Source organism: Streptomyces xantholiticus (assembly GCF_014651015.1).
Lineage (GTDB): Bacteria > Actinomycetota > Actinomycetes > Streptomycetales > Streptomycetaceae > Streptomyces > Streptomyces xantholiticus.
In genome coordinates, this window is the sequence record NZ_BMWB01000005.1 from 221120 (window position 1) to 234483 (window position 13364).

Consider the following 13364-nt stretch of genomic DNA (forward strand, 5'->3'; position numbering starts at 1 on the left):
CGGCCGGACATGACGAACCGTCATGCAGGCTCGCACAGCGATTCGGCAGAACGCGGCCACAGAGCCGACCCCGGCAGAGTTGGAGGGACCCCGTGTTCTACTACGTGCTCAAGTACGTCCTTCTCGGGCCGCTGTTGCGGTTGCTCTTCCGGCCGCGTATCGAAGGGCTGGAGCACATTCCCGACGAGGGTGCGGCCATCGTCGCGGGCAATCACCTGTCGTTCTCCGACCACTTCCTGATGCCGGCGATCATCAAGCGGCGCATCACCTTTCTCGCCAAGGCCGAGTACTTCACCGGTCCGGGCCTCAAGGGCCGGCTGACCGCCACGTTCTTCCGCAGCGCCGGACAGATCCCGGTCGACCGCTCGGGCAAGGAGGCCGGTCAGGCGGCCATCCGCGAGGGGCTGGGGGTGCTGGGCAAGGGCGAGTTGCTGGGCATCTACCCCGAGGGCACCCGGTCGCACGACGGCCGGCTCTACAAGGGCAAGGTCGGGGTCGCCGTCATGGCTCTGAAGGCGGGTGTGCCCGTGGTGCCGTGCGCGATGGTGGGGACGTTCGAGATCCAGCCGCCCGGACAGGTGATCCCGAAGATCAAGCGGGTCACGGTCCGTTTCGGGGAGCCGCTGGACTTCTCGCGGTACGCGGGCATGGAGAACGAGAAGGCGGCGATCCGCGCGGTCACCGACGAGATCATGTACGCGATCCTGAAGCTCTCCGGCCAGGAGTACGTCGACCGCTACGCCGCCGAGGTCAAGGCCGAGGAGCAGGAGCAGCACGGCGGCAGGCCGAAGAGGTTCCCGAAGCGGCGCGGCTGAGGGCCGGTTCTGCGCTCGGCATATTCTCCTGGGCAGCAGGCGTCCGCACGCCTAGCGTTCCTCGCATGACCGGAGGAAGCGTGTTCGTGCTCGGCGCGACGGGGCAGGTGGGTCGGGCTGCGGTTGCCGCGCTGGCGGCGGACGGGTGGGACGTGAGGGCGGGCTCCCGCGGTGGTTCTGGAGGCGGGACCTGGCCCGAGGGGGTCAGGCATGTGTCCGTGGACCGCGGGGACGACGCGGCCCTCGCGGGTGCCGTCGGCGAGGGCTGTGACGTCTTTGTCGACATGGTCGCCTTCGGTCCCGGGCACGCCCGTCAGCTCGGTGCGCTGTCGGACCGGATAGGGTCGGCCGTCGTCATCTCCAGCGGCGCGGTCTACCAGGACGATCAGGGACGCAGTTTCGACACCCAGGGCCGGCCCGACGGATTTCCGCGCTACCCGGTGCCGATCCCCGAGGCACAGCCCACGGTGGACGCCGGGGACTCGACGTACGGCACCCGTAAGGTGGCGCTGGAGCGGGAGTTGCTCGCGGCCGCCGGCGAACTGCCGGTGACGCTGCTGAGGGCGGGCGCCATTCACGGGCCGCACTGCCGCACCCCGCGCGAGCTGTACTTCGTCAAGCGGGCGCTGGACCGTCGCCCGGTGCGTGTGCTGGCGTACGGCGGTGGCAGCAGGTTCCACCCGGTCCACGTGTCCAATGTGGCGGAGCTGATCCGGCTGGCGGCGCTCCGGCCGGGCCCAAGGGTGCTCAACGCCGCCGACCCCGGGGCACCGACCGTCGCAGAGATCGCCGCCGCCATCGACGAGGTGACCGGCTTCCGACCGAGCGAGACGTTCCTGATCGGGGGACCTCCCCCGTCCCCGTCGGTCGGTGAGACGCCGTGGTCAGGGGCGCATCCGGTGGTCTACGACATGGGCGCGGCGGAACGCGAACTGGGCTATCGCCCCGTGACGGAGTACGCGCAGTCGCTGCCGGCGACCGTGGAATGGGTCGCGGCACAGCTGCACGGCAGACACTGGACCGAGGCCTTCCCGAAGATGGCAGCCAACTACGGCGGGGACGTCCTTTTCGACTACGTGGCGGAGGACGCGTGGCTGGGGCAGCACATGGCGGGCTGACGGTACGGAATGTCACGGCCGGCCAGGGGAATGCGCGCCGTGCAGGCCGCCGAGCACATCCTGTCGGGCACGGTCGAGTACACGGCGGAGGGTGAGCGCGTCCCGTGCGAGCGCTGTGACCAGCGCGGCGGGACCGGCCAGCGGGGTGAGCGCCGCAGTGGGGCCCAGCAGCCGGGGCTCGGGCGGCCTGTCCTCGTACACGGGGTCGACGACGAGGAGTTGGCCGACGGCCCGGTGACCGGCCAGCACGGCGGGACCGTCCCAACCGCCGGGAGCGCCTGGGCCACAGGCGAGCTCGGTGTCGAGCAGGGGCCGGCCGGCGCGGTGGACGGTGAGCCGGGCGGTGAGGGTGCCGGGCTCCTCCCCGTACCGCCCGAGGATCTGCTCCTCGCGCAGCACCAGCCGAGCGCCGGGGGCAAGCCGGACCCGGGTGCGCATCCGAAGGTCGCTGCCCCGGGCGGCGACCAACTGATCGGGCAGCCAGTGCAGTTCGGCGTCCTCACCCACATCCAGGGTGATGCAGTACGTGGCGTGCTCCGCCCCGTGGCCGGGCAGCGCGATGGTCGCGGCGGCGGAGTCTACGGTCAGATGCGCACCGTCGAGCACTTCGGCCTCGATCGCCAGACGGTCGCCGCCGAGCGGGGCGCTCATCGCGCCGACGACGGTCACCCGGTGCCCGGGCCCGTGGGCCCGGGTGCGGCGCAGGGCGATCGGTCCGTCGCCGGCCAGGACGGGCAGGCCGGTGCGGTCGGCGACGATCCGGGCGGTTGCGTCGATGCTCATGGGCTGCTCAGGCGGTCCAGGCGGCGAGCTGCGCCCGTACCCATGCGGTGACCGGGGCGACGCCTTCCTCAGCGCGCAGGGAGGTGAAGAGCACGGGCAGTTCACCCCGCTGTGCCTTGGCGTCGCGCGCCATGCGGGCGAGGTCGGCTCCGACGTGCGGCGCGAGGTCGGTCTTGTTGACGACGAGCAGATCGGCGGTGGTGACGCCGGGGCCGCCCTTGCGCGGGATGTCGTCGCCGCCGGCGACGTCGATGACGAAGATCTGGGCGTCGACGAGACCTTTGGAGAACGTCGCGGTGAGGTTGTCGCCGCCCGATTCGACGAGGATCAGGTCGAGCGGGCCGACGCTGTCCTCGAGGTCCTCCACGGCCTCGAGGTTCGCCGAGATGTCGTCGCGGATGGCGGTGTGCGGGCAGGCTCCGGTCTCGACGGCCTGTATGCGCTCGGACGGCAGGACCGCATTGCGCAGCAGGAACTCGGCGTCCTCGCGGGTGTAGATGTCGTTGGTGACGACCGCGATGGACAGCTTGTCGCGCAGCGCGGCGCACAGGGCGGCCACGGTCGCGGTCTTGCCGGATCCGACCGGCCCGCCGAGGCCGATCCGCAGGGCGCGCCGGGTGCCGTCGGGGCGTGCGGCGTCGGCGCTGACGGCCGCGGGGGTGTCGTGGTGATGGTCGAGGTGCACGGTGCGGCTCCTTGGCGGATATCGGTACGTGACGGTGCGGGGCCCGCCCCGTCAGGACGCGAAGAGGCGTACCGGCCAGGCCGCGTGCTCCTCCGCCGTGATCTCCAGCAGCGGCGCGGACGCGGCGGGCAGGGCGTCGACGCCGTCCCGCGCGGCGGCGGCGGCCCGTGCCGCCACCGCGTCGGTCTCGGGTGCGAGGCGGGCGAGGACTGCGGTCGCCTGGAAGGGGTCCAGGCTCAGCAGCCGTACGGCCGCGGTCGCAGGGCCGCTGATCGTCTCGTAGGCCACGCAGTACGCGGCGTCCTCGGCGCCGAGTCCCGCGGCCCGGGCGGCGCTGCCCAGGACGACAGGCTGGTGCGTGCCGCGCGGGAATCGGGCGGCGAGCGCGTCGAGCAGCGGGTGCGGCCAGGTGGCGCGGGCGGCGCGCATCATCTGCCGGCCGAGCCTGCGGGCCGCTGCCCGCAGGGCCGGCGACGGAGTGCGTGCGTCGGCGGCGGCGTCGAGTTCGACCGGGTCGTTGCCGAGGGCCGCGGAGGCGGCGAGGGCCGCGGAGGTCAGGCCGACGGTGTGCAGCCGACCGCGGCAGAACGCGGCGAGGTCCGCCGCGTCATTGATGCGCCCGGCGCGGACGGCCGCCTCCGCACCGCCGGAGTGCGCGTGACCTCCGGCGGGGAAACGGCCGTCGGCGAGGACGAGGAGTGTCGCGCGGCTCATGCCGGCTCACCCCGCCCGTTCGTTCCGCACCGTGGGCCCGCCCCGGTGGCGGCGGGGTTCCTGGTCGTCATCAGAACAGGAAGTATCGCTGGGCCATGGGCAGTTCGGCGGCGGGTGCCGGCTCGACGGCCTCGCCGTCGATGGTCACCGTGAATGTGTCGGCGTCGACCTCCACCTGCGGCAGGGCGTCGTTCTCGCGCATGTCCGCCTTCGTGACCCGTCGGGTGTTGCGGATGGGCATGAACTTCTTGTCCAGGCCGAGCCGTCCGGGCAGGTCGTCCTCGATCGCCGCCTGCGCGACGAAGTTGACCGAGCTCCTGGCCGCCGCGCGGCCCAGGGCACCGAACATCGGGCGCGGAAGAACCGGCTGCGGTGTCGGAATGGAGGCGTTCGCATCACCCATCTGCGCGTACGCGATCTGTCCGCCCTTGATCACGAGCTGGGGCTTCACTCCGAAGAACGCGGGTTCCCACAGCACGAGGTCGGCGAGTTTACCGGTCTCCACCGAGCCGATCTCGCTGTCGAGACCTTGAGCGACCGCGGGGTTGATCGTGTATTTGGCGACATAGCGCCGTGCCCGGTGGTTGTCGGCGCGTCCGTCGCCCGGGAGGGCGCCCCGGTGTCTTTTCATCACGTGCGCGGTCTGCCATGTGCGCAGGACCACTTCGCCGATACGCCCCATGGCCTGCGAGTCGGACGAGATGATCGAGATGGCTCCGAGGTCGTGCAGGACATCCTCCGCCGCGATGGTGGACGGCCGGATGCGGGACTCCGCGAAGGCGAGGTCCTCGGGGACCGCGGGGTTGAGGTGGTGGCAGACCATCAGCATGTCGAGGTGCTCGTCGATGGTGTTGACGGTGTGCGGCCGCGTCGGGTTGGTCGAACTGGGCAGTACGTGCGGCTCGGAGACGACCGTGATGATGTCGGGAGCGTGGCCGCCGCCCGCGCCCTCGGTGTGGTACGCGTGGACGGTACGGCCCGCGATGGCCGCGAGGGTGTCGCCGACGAACCCGGCCTCGTTCAGTGTGTCGGTGTGGATCGCGAGTTGGGCACCGGTCTCGTCGCAGACGCCCAGACACGCGTCGATGACCGCCGGAGTGGCACCCCAGTCCTCGTGGATCTTGAATCCGAGGGCGCCGCCGCGCAGCTGGGAGTACATGGCGTCGCGGGAGGTCGTGTTGCCCTTGCCGAGCAGGCCGATGTTGACGGGGTAGGTTTCCAGCGCCTCGAACATCCGGGCAAGGTGCCAGGGGCCCGGTGTGATCGTGGTGGCCTTGCTTCCTTCCGCCGGTCCGGTGCCGCCCCCGACGAGGGTCGTCACTCCGGTGGCGAGCGCCTGCTCGACGAGCGTCGGCGAAATGAAGTGGACGTGCGCGTCGACCGCACCGGCGGTGACGATCCTCCCGTTGCCGGCGATGACCTCGGTCTCGGGCCCGATGACCAGATCCGGATGGACGCCGTCCATGGTGTCGGGGTTGCCCGCCTTGCCGATACCGCTGATCCGCCCGTCACGGATGGCGATGTCGGCCTTGACCACACCCCAGTGGTCAAGGATCACAGCCCCCGTGATCACGGTGTCGGGTGCCCCTTCCGCCCGTGTCGTACGGGACTGGCCCATGGACTCGCGGATCACTTTGCCGCCGCCGAACACCGCCTCGTCGCCCGCGCGGCCCGGGCCGCCGGAGCGGTCGTCCTCGATCTCGACGAGCAGGTCGGTGTCGGCGAGGCGGATGCGGTCACCGGTGGTGGGGCCGAACAGGTCGGCGTACACGGCGCGGTGCAGTTCAGCCATCGAGGCGTCCTCCGGTCTCTCCGCGCAGCCCGGCCACGATCCGGTGGCCGGCGAGCGGTACGAGTTCCACCTCGACGGGGATGCCGGGCTCGAAGCGTACGGCGGTGCCGGCCGCGACGTTCAGCCGCTTGCCGCGGGCGGCGGCGCGGTCGAACTCGAGGCCGGGGTTGGCCTCGGCGAAGTGGTAGTGGGAACCGACCTGCACCGGGCGGTCCGCGGCGTTGACGACGGTGAGGCGGGTGGTCTCACGGCCCTCGTTGAGCGGGACGGGACCGTCGTCGTGCAGGATCTCTCCGGGGATCATGTGCGCAGCCCCCTCAGACGATCGGCTCATGGACGGTCACGAGCTTGGTCCCGTCGGGGAAGGTGGCCTCCACCTGGACGTCGTGGATCATCTCGGCGATGCCGTCCATCACGTCCTCGCGGGTGAGCACCTTGCGTCCTGACGCCATGAGTTCGCTGACACTGCGGCCGTCACGGGCGCCCTCGAGGATGTGCACGGTGATGAGGGCGACGGCCTCGGGGTGGTTCAGCTTCACCCCACGCGCCTTCCGCTTCTCCGCCACGTCGGCGGCCACATGGATGAGAAGCCGTTCCTGCTCGTGCGGGGAGAGTTGCACGCGTCCACCTCACTGTCGTCCGGCCCGTACAACATGGGCGCGATGGACCGTAACGCACTTCAACGCTCTGTTGACCTGCGCAGGGTCATCTCACGACCAGGCGTTGAAGGTTAGGACGCGGATTTTTCCGGCACTTTTCCGGCGCGTTAACTGATCTTGGTCTCCGCCATCGATCTCAGGGCGCGCAGCCCGTCCTTCAGGACCTCGACCCGCACATCGCCGAAGAGGGCCTGCTGGGCGATGGCCCCCTGAGCAGCGGCGATCAGGGTGCGGGCCAGATGGTCGGGGTCGACGTCCGCCTCCACCCGGCCGGCGGCCGGGTAGGCGCCGACGAGCTCGGCCCACGCCTGGCGCATGCCGTTGTATCCGTCCCCGAGCACCACGGCCGGCCGGTCGTTGCCGCAGGGTCTTCGTCCCCACCTGGACGATCGGCCGGGCGAGGGCCCGCCGGTCGCCGCCCGGGACCTGCTCGACGAGCATGCGCCGCAGCACGCGTCCGAGGAGCACGTCGAGCCTGGGGGGCTCGGATGGTCCGCGCGGCCTCCTCGAAGGCGGCGCGGATCCCGTCGAACGCCTCGTCGGCGATGGGCTCGATCAGGTCGTGTACCGCGCTGTCGTCGCGGCGCCGCCTCGGGCGCCGCGTCCGCACCGGAGCTACTGCCCGAGCCGGCCGGCGCCCTCGGGTGGCTGCCGCCGGGCGCGGGCGCGACGCTGCTGCGCTCGGTGGCGTACTTCGACGGGAGGGGCGCCGCCATGTCACCGCTGACGCTCTCCGTCCGGAGGCGGCCCTCGGCCTCAGGGCCGTGCTCGCCGGCGGCCGGCGCCGATTCCTGCCCGCGACCGGATCGGCCCGCCCCTCCCCCGTACCGGTCGCCTGACACCACCGACCGGCCGCGTCGTGCCCTCGCTCAAGTGGACGGAAACGCGCGGCCTCCTGCTCCGCAGGGACCCTAGCCGCGGTCCTCGGGGCGGTGGTGCTCGGCCGTCAGGCCGAAGCGGCCACGACTCCCGGAAGCCGAGGACGTCGATCCGAAAGAGGAGACGGAGCTGATCACCTGCTCCTCGGCCGCCTCCGCCGCACCCTCCAGGCGCTCCAGGTCGGCAGCGGACACCAGGGCCACAAGCGGTTTCCCGTGCCGGGTCACCACCACGCGCTCCCCGCCGTAGACGACACGGTTGATCAGTTCGGCGAGCTCTGCGCGGGCTTGCGTCACCGGAATCTCGTAGGCCATGCCCCCATCATAACGGTCTGTACGTCCTGTACATTTTTTACAGACGCCGCGAAACGGCCACCGCCCGAGGAGAGGTACGCCATGAACCGCCCCGCCGCCCGCCACGTCCTGCCGGACTTCACCGAACGCACGTCGACGGGAACGCGCACCGTCGACCCGTACTCGAAACTGATGGACGAGCGGATCGTTTTCCTCGGGACCGCGATCGACGACACCGCCGCCAACGACGTCATCGCACAGTTCCTGCACCTCGAGTACGCGGCCCCCGACCGGGCATCTGCCTCTACATCAACTCGCCGGGCGGACCACCGAGCGCCATGTCCGCCGTCTACGACACCATGCAGGTCGTCACCTGCGACGTGGCGACCACCTGCATCGGCCAGGGCGCCCAGACCGCCGCCACCCTGCTCGCCGCCGGCACGCCGGGCAAGCGCATGGCGCTGCCCGGCGCCCGCATCGTGATCCAGCAGCCCTCGCACGAGGAGCCGTTGCGCGGGCAGCCGTCCGATCTGGAGATCCACGCCGCGGAGTTGCTCCGACTGCGTGAGCAACTGGCGGGGATGCTGGGACGCCACACCGGCCAGAGCCCGGGACGCATCGCGGCCGGCCTGGAGCGGGACAAGATCTTCGACGCGGCGGCGGCAAAGGAGTACGGACTGATCGACCACGTCATCACCTCCCGCAAGCCCTCGGCCACACCTCCCTCACCGGCGAGGTGAGCGCGGAATGCTGCTGCCCGAACTGCCGCCGCTGCCCGCCATGACCCGCGCCGAGGCCGAGTTCGTCGACAGCTACCTCGAAGTCGTCGACCTGCTCGGCCGGATCAACCCCGCCCGCGGCACCCACACCTACACCGCCCTGCGTGCCGCGCAGGCGCTGGTCGGGCGGGCCGTCGCGCTCAAGGAGGCCCTGACGCTCATGCACATACGGGGCGAGAGCGAGGTGTACGCGCACACGCTCACCGAGGCGCTGCGGGTGCTCGACGGCGAACGCAGAGCGAACCGGGTGACGATGCCGCCGGTTTGACGAGTTGACGGTCGCTCCGCTGCCGTCAACCGCCGACGGGGTAACGGCATTCGTCCCCCGTTCGGTGGAGCTGTGCCGAAAATGTCGCGTGTCGCAGGACTTGCGCGGCGTGACCACCGATCCGGCGCAATCGACGGCTTCGCCGCTGGTACGACCAGGCTTCCGGGTCACGAGAGAGGGGGCCCGACGGTCCTGTCCACCCGAAAGGTCCAGTCGTGATCGAGTTCACAAAAGCCGTTTCAACTCGGAAATCGGACATGGGTGGGTAACGATCCGTGGGACGGCAAGCCCCCGCCACCTTGGCGGGGCGGTCCGGGCGGACGCTGAGTCCTGCCGCCGCACCGGACGTCTGGTCGACGGAAGTGCATCGGCAGGAGTGGAGGACCCGAGCAGTACGGCGTGACCGGCGAGCCCGGACACGCCTTGGGGTGAAGCCGCTGCGGCGGCCGGGCGTTCTTCGCCGGTCCGAACCCGACAGGTCATCCTTCACAGGCGGCTGACGAAGGGTTGCGCATGACTGCGCAGATGCATCTCCCGCTCCTGTTCTCGCGGGTGGGCGCCGTATCGGCACTGACGATCGCCGCCCTCGGCGGCACACTCCTGGCTCCTGGCGGCACCGCCCAGGCGTACGCGATCAGCAGCCACGCGAACAAGGCACTCAAGGTGGCGGCGTCGAAGGAGGGGTCTCCGTACCGGTTCGGGGCCAAGGGCCCGTACCGCTTCGACTGCTCCGGGCTGACGCTCTACTCGTACAAGAAGGCCGGGAAGACACTGCCCCGGACCGCCCAGCAGCAGTACAACCGTACCCGTCATGTCTCCGCCTCCGCGCGCAAGCGCGGTGACCTGGTGTTCTTCCATGCCGGCGGTTTCGTGTACCACGTGGGCATCTACGCCGGCGGCGGAAGGATCTGGCACTCGCCCAAGACTGGCGACGTTGTCCGGCTGGCCAAGATCTGGACGCGAAGCGTCAAGTACGGCCGGGTGCGCTGACGCATTGCCAGTTCCCTTTCGCCGGCGCGCCCTCAGTGCGCCGGCGACTGGGCCAGCAGCGTCGCTCCGAGCACGGTCAGCGCACCGCCCGAAGCGCCCTCGACGGCGCGTGCGGTGCGCGGCCGGCGCAGCCACCGACCGAGCCGGTCGACCAGCAGCGCCACCGCCGGGAACCAGATCAGCGCCAGCAGCACGACGATGCCGGCCAGCAGCAGGGTGCGCGGGAGCACCGCGGCACCGTCGGGGACGAACTGCGGCAGCAGGCTCAGAAAGAGCACCGGCGCCTTCGGATTGAGGACGTTGGTGAGGAACCCCTGCCGCAGACCGCGTCCGACGCCGCTCGCGGTCGCGCCCGCGAAGTCGGAGGGCTCCGGCTGGGCGCGGAGCGCGGCACGCACCGCGCGGACGCCCAGGTAGAGCACGTACACGCCGCCGGCGATCTGCAGGGTCCGGTACAGCAGGGGCACTGTGGCAAGGAGCGCGGCGAGCCCTGCCACGGCCAGCGCCGTATGGACGAGCAGCCCGCCCGCGACGCCCACCGCGCAGGCGACACCGGCGTGCCGCGACGCGACCGCGTGGCGTACGACGACGGTGAAATCCGCGCCGGGCATGGCGACCATGCCGGCGGCGACCCCGATGAAAGCGATCAGCTGTGCGTCCATGGCTCACAGAGTGGACCCACCCGGGGCTTAACGTGTACTTGCAATCCATGTAGGCATGCCTGAAGCAACGCTTAAGGGGTGGCATGTACGACCCGACACGGCTCGCCGCGCTCGTGGCCGTGGCGGAGGCCGGGTCCATCACCCGGGCGGCCGCCCGACTCGGCTACACGGCACCGGCGCTCTCGCAGCAGATCGCGAAGCTGGAGCGCGAGGCCGGGGCGGTGCTGCTGGTGCGGTCGCACCGGGGCGCGCGGCTGACGGCGGCCGGTGAACTGCTCGCCGAGCGGGCCCGCCGGGTGCTGGACGAGATGGAGCAGGCACGCCATGAACTGGCCGGCCTCTCCGGACTGACCGGCGGCCGGCTGCGGGTCGGCACGTTCACCACCGTCGGCATCCATCTGCTGCCACCGGTGCTGAGCGCGTTCCGCCGTACGTACCCCGATGTGGAACTGACCGTCGCGGAGTACGAGCCGCCCGGCGGGGTCACCGCGGTGGCGACCGGCGAGGTGGACGTGGCGCTCACCCATACCTATGAACCGGCCGAGCCTGCCGCGCCGCCCCCCGGCGTGGTCGTGGAACCTTTGCTGGTGGAGGAATTGGTGCTGGTGACCGCGCCGGGGCATGTGCTGGCAGGCGGCTCGGGCCGGCTGCCCGTCGGCGAGCTGGCCGGCCAGCCGCTGATCAGCAGCGCCCCCTCGCACCCGCCCCGCAAGGGGGTCGAGGGCGCACTGGCGCGGGCCGGCGCCACACCCGCCGTGGTGTGCGAGTCACCCGGCTACGCACTGGTGTGCGCGCTGGTCAGTGCGGGTCTCGGGGTGGCCGTCGTGCCGGAGATGGTCGCCGCCATGGCCGCGACACCTTTGCAGATACGCCAGTTGGAGCCTACCTCGTTCCGCCGGACGATCTCGGTGGCGCACCGGGGTGATGAGTCGGGCCCGGCCGCGCGGTCACTGCGGGCGCTCATGCGCGCTGCGTTCGGCAGGGCGGGAGCCCGTCACGGTCCGGCCCGGCAGTGATCTCGAAAGCCGCCCGACGCGCGGGTCAGCCCTGAACCGGAACGGGCCAGGGCAGGGTGATCCAGACGGTCTTGCCGCCCTCCGCGGTGGGCGTGACGGACAGCCGTCCGCCGCACTCGGCGGTGAGGGTGCGGATGATGACCATGCCGCGGCCGTTGTCCTGGCGAACGGCCGCGGGCAGCCGCCGCGGCCAGCGCGGATGACTGTCGGTGACGCCGATGCAGAGCTGTTCGTCGCGTACCAGTCGCAGGTCCACGGTGAACGTCGGCGACTGGCCGAAGGTGTGCTGAACGGCATTGGTGGCGAGCTCGGACACGATCAGCCGGACGGTGTCGACGGCCTCGGCGTCGGGCTCCAGCCCCCATTCGCACACGGTGTCCGTCACGTGTCTCCGCGCGGCGGAGACCGACACCGGATCGCTCGGCAGAGTGACGGATGCTTCTTGGTGGTCTGCCATGGCGGCGCTGTCCCTTTCCCACCGCGGCCGGGCTCCGACTCGTAGCGGATGAAACGCAGGAACGGCCACGGATTACGCTTCCGCGTCAGACTGCCACTTATCGTGCCTCAGGGTCGGTGATCCACCAAGATACGTACATATCTATCGCTCGATGCGGTGAACTCTGCGACGACAGACCGTATTTGAGCCCCACTCGAGACCGGGCAGGGGCTCGGCCTCAACGGCCGGGCGCGGCCTCGATGATCGTGGAGACGGCCGTGTCGATCTGCTGCTCCGTGAGATCCGCCCTGGCGGTGAGCCGGATACGGGAGATCCCGTCGGGCACGGACGGGGGCCGGAAGCATCCCACGACAAGGCCCGCGGCCCGGCAGTCCGCCGCCCAGCGCAGTGCCGCGTCCGGTGACGGCGCCTGCACGGAGACCACCGCCGCCTCCGGCCGGGCCGCGGTCAGGCCGGCGTCGCTGAGCCTGCGGTGCAGCGTCGCCGCCACTTCGCGCGCCCGGCCCGCGAGACCGGGCTCGCGACGCAGCACCCGCAGACTCGCGAGCGCACCGCCTGCCGCGGCCGGCGCCAGGCCGGTGTCGAAGATGAACGTACGTGCGGTGTTCACCAGGTGGTCGATGACGCGGGCCGGGCCGAGAACCGCCCCGCCCTGGCTGCCCAGGGACTTGGACAGCGTCAGCGTGGCGACTGTGCCCGCCGTGCCGGCCAGCCCGGCGGCGGCCAGGGCGCCGCGGCCGCCGTCACCGAGGACCCCGAGCCCGTGCGCGTCGTCGACGAGGAGCGCCGCGCCGTACTCGCGGCAGGCGTCGGCCAGGCCCGGCAGGGGGGCGGCGTCGCCGTCGACGGAGAAGACCGAGTCGGTGACGGCGAGGGCGCGGCGGCCGGGGTGCGCGTCGAGGGTCTTGCGTACGGCGTCGACATCGGCGTGCGCGACGACCACGGTCTCGGCCCGGGAGAGCCGGCAGCCGTCGACGATGGAGGCGTGGTTGCCCGCGTCGGAGACGACAAGCGCATCGCGGCCACTGAGCGCGGTGACCGCGGCGAGGTTGGCGGCGTAGCCGGAGGACAGGACGAGGGCCGCCTCGAAGCCGCAGAAGTCGGCGAGTTCACGCTCCAGTTCGGCGTGGAGCTCGGTGCTGCCGGTGACGAGGCGGGAGCCGGTGGCCCCTGCCCCCCATCGGCGGGCGGCCTCCACGGCGCCTTCCGTGACCTCGGGGCGGCGGGTGAGACCGAGATAGTCGTTGCTCGCCAGATCGAGGAGGTCGCTGTCGGCGGTGCGGGGCCGGAGCGTCCGGACGAGGCCCGCGCGCTCGCGGCGGCGCGACTCGTCGTCGATCCAGTCGAAAGGATCCTGCGGCATGGCGGTCCGGTCCTTTTGTAGGCAGCGGACAGACCCTAGCCCGGGGCGAGCACGTGTCGGGTGTGGCCATGCACACACCTCGAAACGCCGC

General features: G+C 71.5%; 16 protein-coding genes and 2 pseudogenes. 7 read left to right on the forward strand and 11 right to left on the reverse strand.

The window, feature by feature from the left end; translation table 11 throughout:
* Positions 1 to 92: 92 nt before the first annotated feature.
* Together IE198_RS11495 and IE198_RS11500 are read left to right on the forward strand one after the other, a co-directional pair.
* On the forward strand, positions 93 to 815 hold the full coding sequence (locus IE198_RS11495; protein WP_189885439.1) for a lysophospholipid acyltransferase family protein: 723 nt from the start codon (positions 93 to 95) through the stop codon (positions 813 to 815).
* An 86-nt stretch (positions 816 to 901) separates the two neighbouring features.
* Positions 902 to 1933, forward strand: a complete 1032-nt coding sequence (locus IE198_RS11500) for an NAD-dependent epimerase/dehydratase family protein (protein ID WP_189885643.1) — start codon at positions 902 to 904, stop codon at positions 1931 to 1933.
* Positions 1934 to 1945: 12 nt separating this feature from the next.
* On the opposite strand, the gene IE198_RS11505 is transcribed toward IE198_RS11500, so the two are convergent.
* The 7 genes from IE198_RS11505 to IE198_RS11535 all read right to left on the reverse strand — a co-directional run bounded on the left by IE198_RS11505 (position 1946) and on the right by IE198_RS11535 (position 6883).
* Positions 1946 to 2716, reverse strand: coding sequence for an urease accessory protein UreD (locus IE198_RS11505; protein WP_189885441.1), 771 nt, complete (start codon positions 2714 to 2716; stop codon positions 1946 to 1948).
* A gap of 7 nt (positions 2717 to 2723) precedes the next feature.
* Positions 2724 to 3401, reverse strand: coding sequence for an urease accessory protein UreG (ureG, locus tag IE198_RS11510; RefSeq protein ID WP_189885442.1), 678 nt, complete (start codon positions 3399 to 3401; stop codon positions 2724 to 2726).
* A 51-nt stretch (positions 3402 to 3452) separates the two neighbouring features.
* Entirely contained in the window at positions 3453 to 4115 is a 663-nt protein-coding gene (locus IE198_RS11515; RefSeq protein WP_189885444.1) for an urease accessory protein UreF, read from the reverse strand.
* Between the two features lie 70 nt (positions 4116 to 4185).
* Positions 4186 to 5907, reverse strand: coding sequence for an urease subunit alpha (locus IE198_RS11520; RefSeq protein ID WP_189885446.1), 1722 nt, complete (start codon positions 5905 to 5907; stop codon positions 4186 to 4188).
* Entirely contained in the window at positions 5900 to 6211 is a 312-nt protein-coding gene (locus tag IE198_RS11525; protein WP_189885448.1) for an urease subunit beta, read from the reverse strand. The genes IE198_RS11520 and IE198_RS11525 overlap by 8 nt, the downstream gene beginning before the upstream one ends.
* 13 nt (positions 6212 to 6224) lie before the next feature.
* The gene (locus IE198_RS11530) at positions 6225 to 6527 is read right to left on the reverse strand and encodes an urease subunit gamma (RefSeq protein ID WP_189885450.1); all 303 of its coding nucleotides are present in this window, start codon (positions 6525 to 6527) and stop codon (positions 6225 to 6227) included.
* Between the two features lie 146 nt (positions 6528 to 6673).
* On the reverse strand, positions 6674 to 6883 hold the full coding sequence (locus IE198_RS11535) for a hypothetical protein (protein WP_189885451.1): 210 nt from the start codon (positions 6881 to 6883) through the stop codon (positions 6674 to 6676).
* A 274-nt stretch (positions 6884 to 7157) separates the two neighbouring features.
* Here IE198_RS11535 and IE198_RS35110 point away from each other — a divergent pair.
* A pseudogene (locus tag IE198_RS35110) lies at positions 7158 to 7405 on the forward strand (ABC transporter permease); the annotation flags it as partial.
* A gap of 72 nt (positions 7406 to 7477) precedes the next feature.
* Here the strand turns inward: IE198_RS35110 and IE198_RS11540 are convergent.
* On the reverse strand, positions 7478 to 7759 hold the full coding sequence (locus IE198_RS11540) for a type II toxin-antitoxin system Phd/YefM family antitoxin (RefSeq protein WP_189885453.1): 282 nt from the start codon (positions 7757 to 7759) through the stop codon (positions 7478 to 7480).
* 81 nt (positions 7760 to 7840) lie between these two features.
* Between IE198_RS11540 and IE198_RS11545 the strand changes: the two are divergent.
* The 3 genes and pseudogenes from IE198_RS11545 to IE198_RS11555 all read left to right on the forward strand — a co-directional run bounded on the left by IE198_RS11545 (position 7841) and on the right by IE198_RS11555 (position 9775).
* Positions 7841 to 8478 (forward strand): annotated as a pseudogene (locus IE198_RS11545) (ATP-dependent Clp protease proteolytic subunit).
* Between the two features lie 7 nt (positions 8479 to 8485).
* Positions 8486 to 8785 carry a hypothetical protein gene (locus IE198_RS11550; protein WP_189885455.1) on the forward strand — a complete coding sequence of 100 codons (300 nt, stop codon included), beginning with the start codon at positions 8486 to 8488 and terminating at the stop codon, positions 8783 to 8785.
* 513 nt (positions 8786 to 9298) lie between these two features.
* On the forward strand, positions 9299 to 9775 hold the full coding sequence (locus IE198_RS11555) for a C40 family peptidase (RefSeq protein ID WP_189885457.1): 477 nt from the start codon (positions 9299 to 9301) through the stop codon (positions 9773 to 9775).
* A 32-nt stretch (positions 9776 to 9807) separates the two neighbouring features.
* Here the strand turns inward: IE198_RS11555 and IE198_RS11560 are convergent, their stop codons facing one another.
* Positions 9808 to 10437 (reverse strand): LysE family translocator, encoded by a 630-nt coding sequence (locus IE198_RS11560; protein ID WP_189885459.1) that lies wholly within the window; start codon positions 10435 to 10437, stop codon positions 9808 to 9810.
* 83 nt (positions 10438 to 10520) lie between these two features.
* On the opposite strand from IE198_RS11560, the gene IE198_RS11565 reads away from it, so the two are divergent.
* Positions 10521 to 11453 carry a LysR family transcriptional regulator gene (locus tag IE198_RS11565; protein WP_189885461.1) on the forward strand — a complete coding sequence of 311 codons (933 nt, stop codon included), beginning with the start codon at positions 10521 to 10523 and terminating at the stop codon, positions 11451 to 11453.
* Between the two features lie 25 nt (positions 11454 to 11478).
* Here the strand turns inward: IE198_RS11565 and IE198_RS11570 are convergent, their stop codons facing one another.
* Entirely contained in the window at positions 11479 to 11910 is a 432-nt protein-coding gene (locus tag IE198_RS11570; RefSeq protein ID WP_189885463.1) for an ATP-binding protein, read from the reverse strand.
* A gap of 217 nt (positions 11911 to 12127) precedes the next feature.
* The gene (locus IE198_RS11575; RefSeq protein ID WP_189885465.1) at positions 12128 to 13273 is read right to left on the reverse strand and encodes an 8-amino-7-oxononanoate synthase; all 1146 of its coding nucleotides are present in this window, start codon (positions 13271 to 13273) and stop codon (positions 12128 to 12130) included.
* Positions 13274 to 13364: the final 91 nt, after the last annotated feature.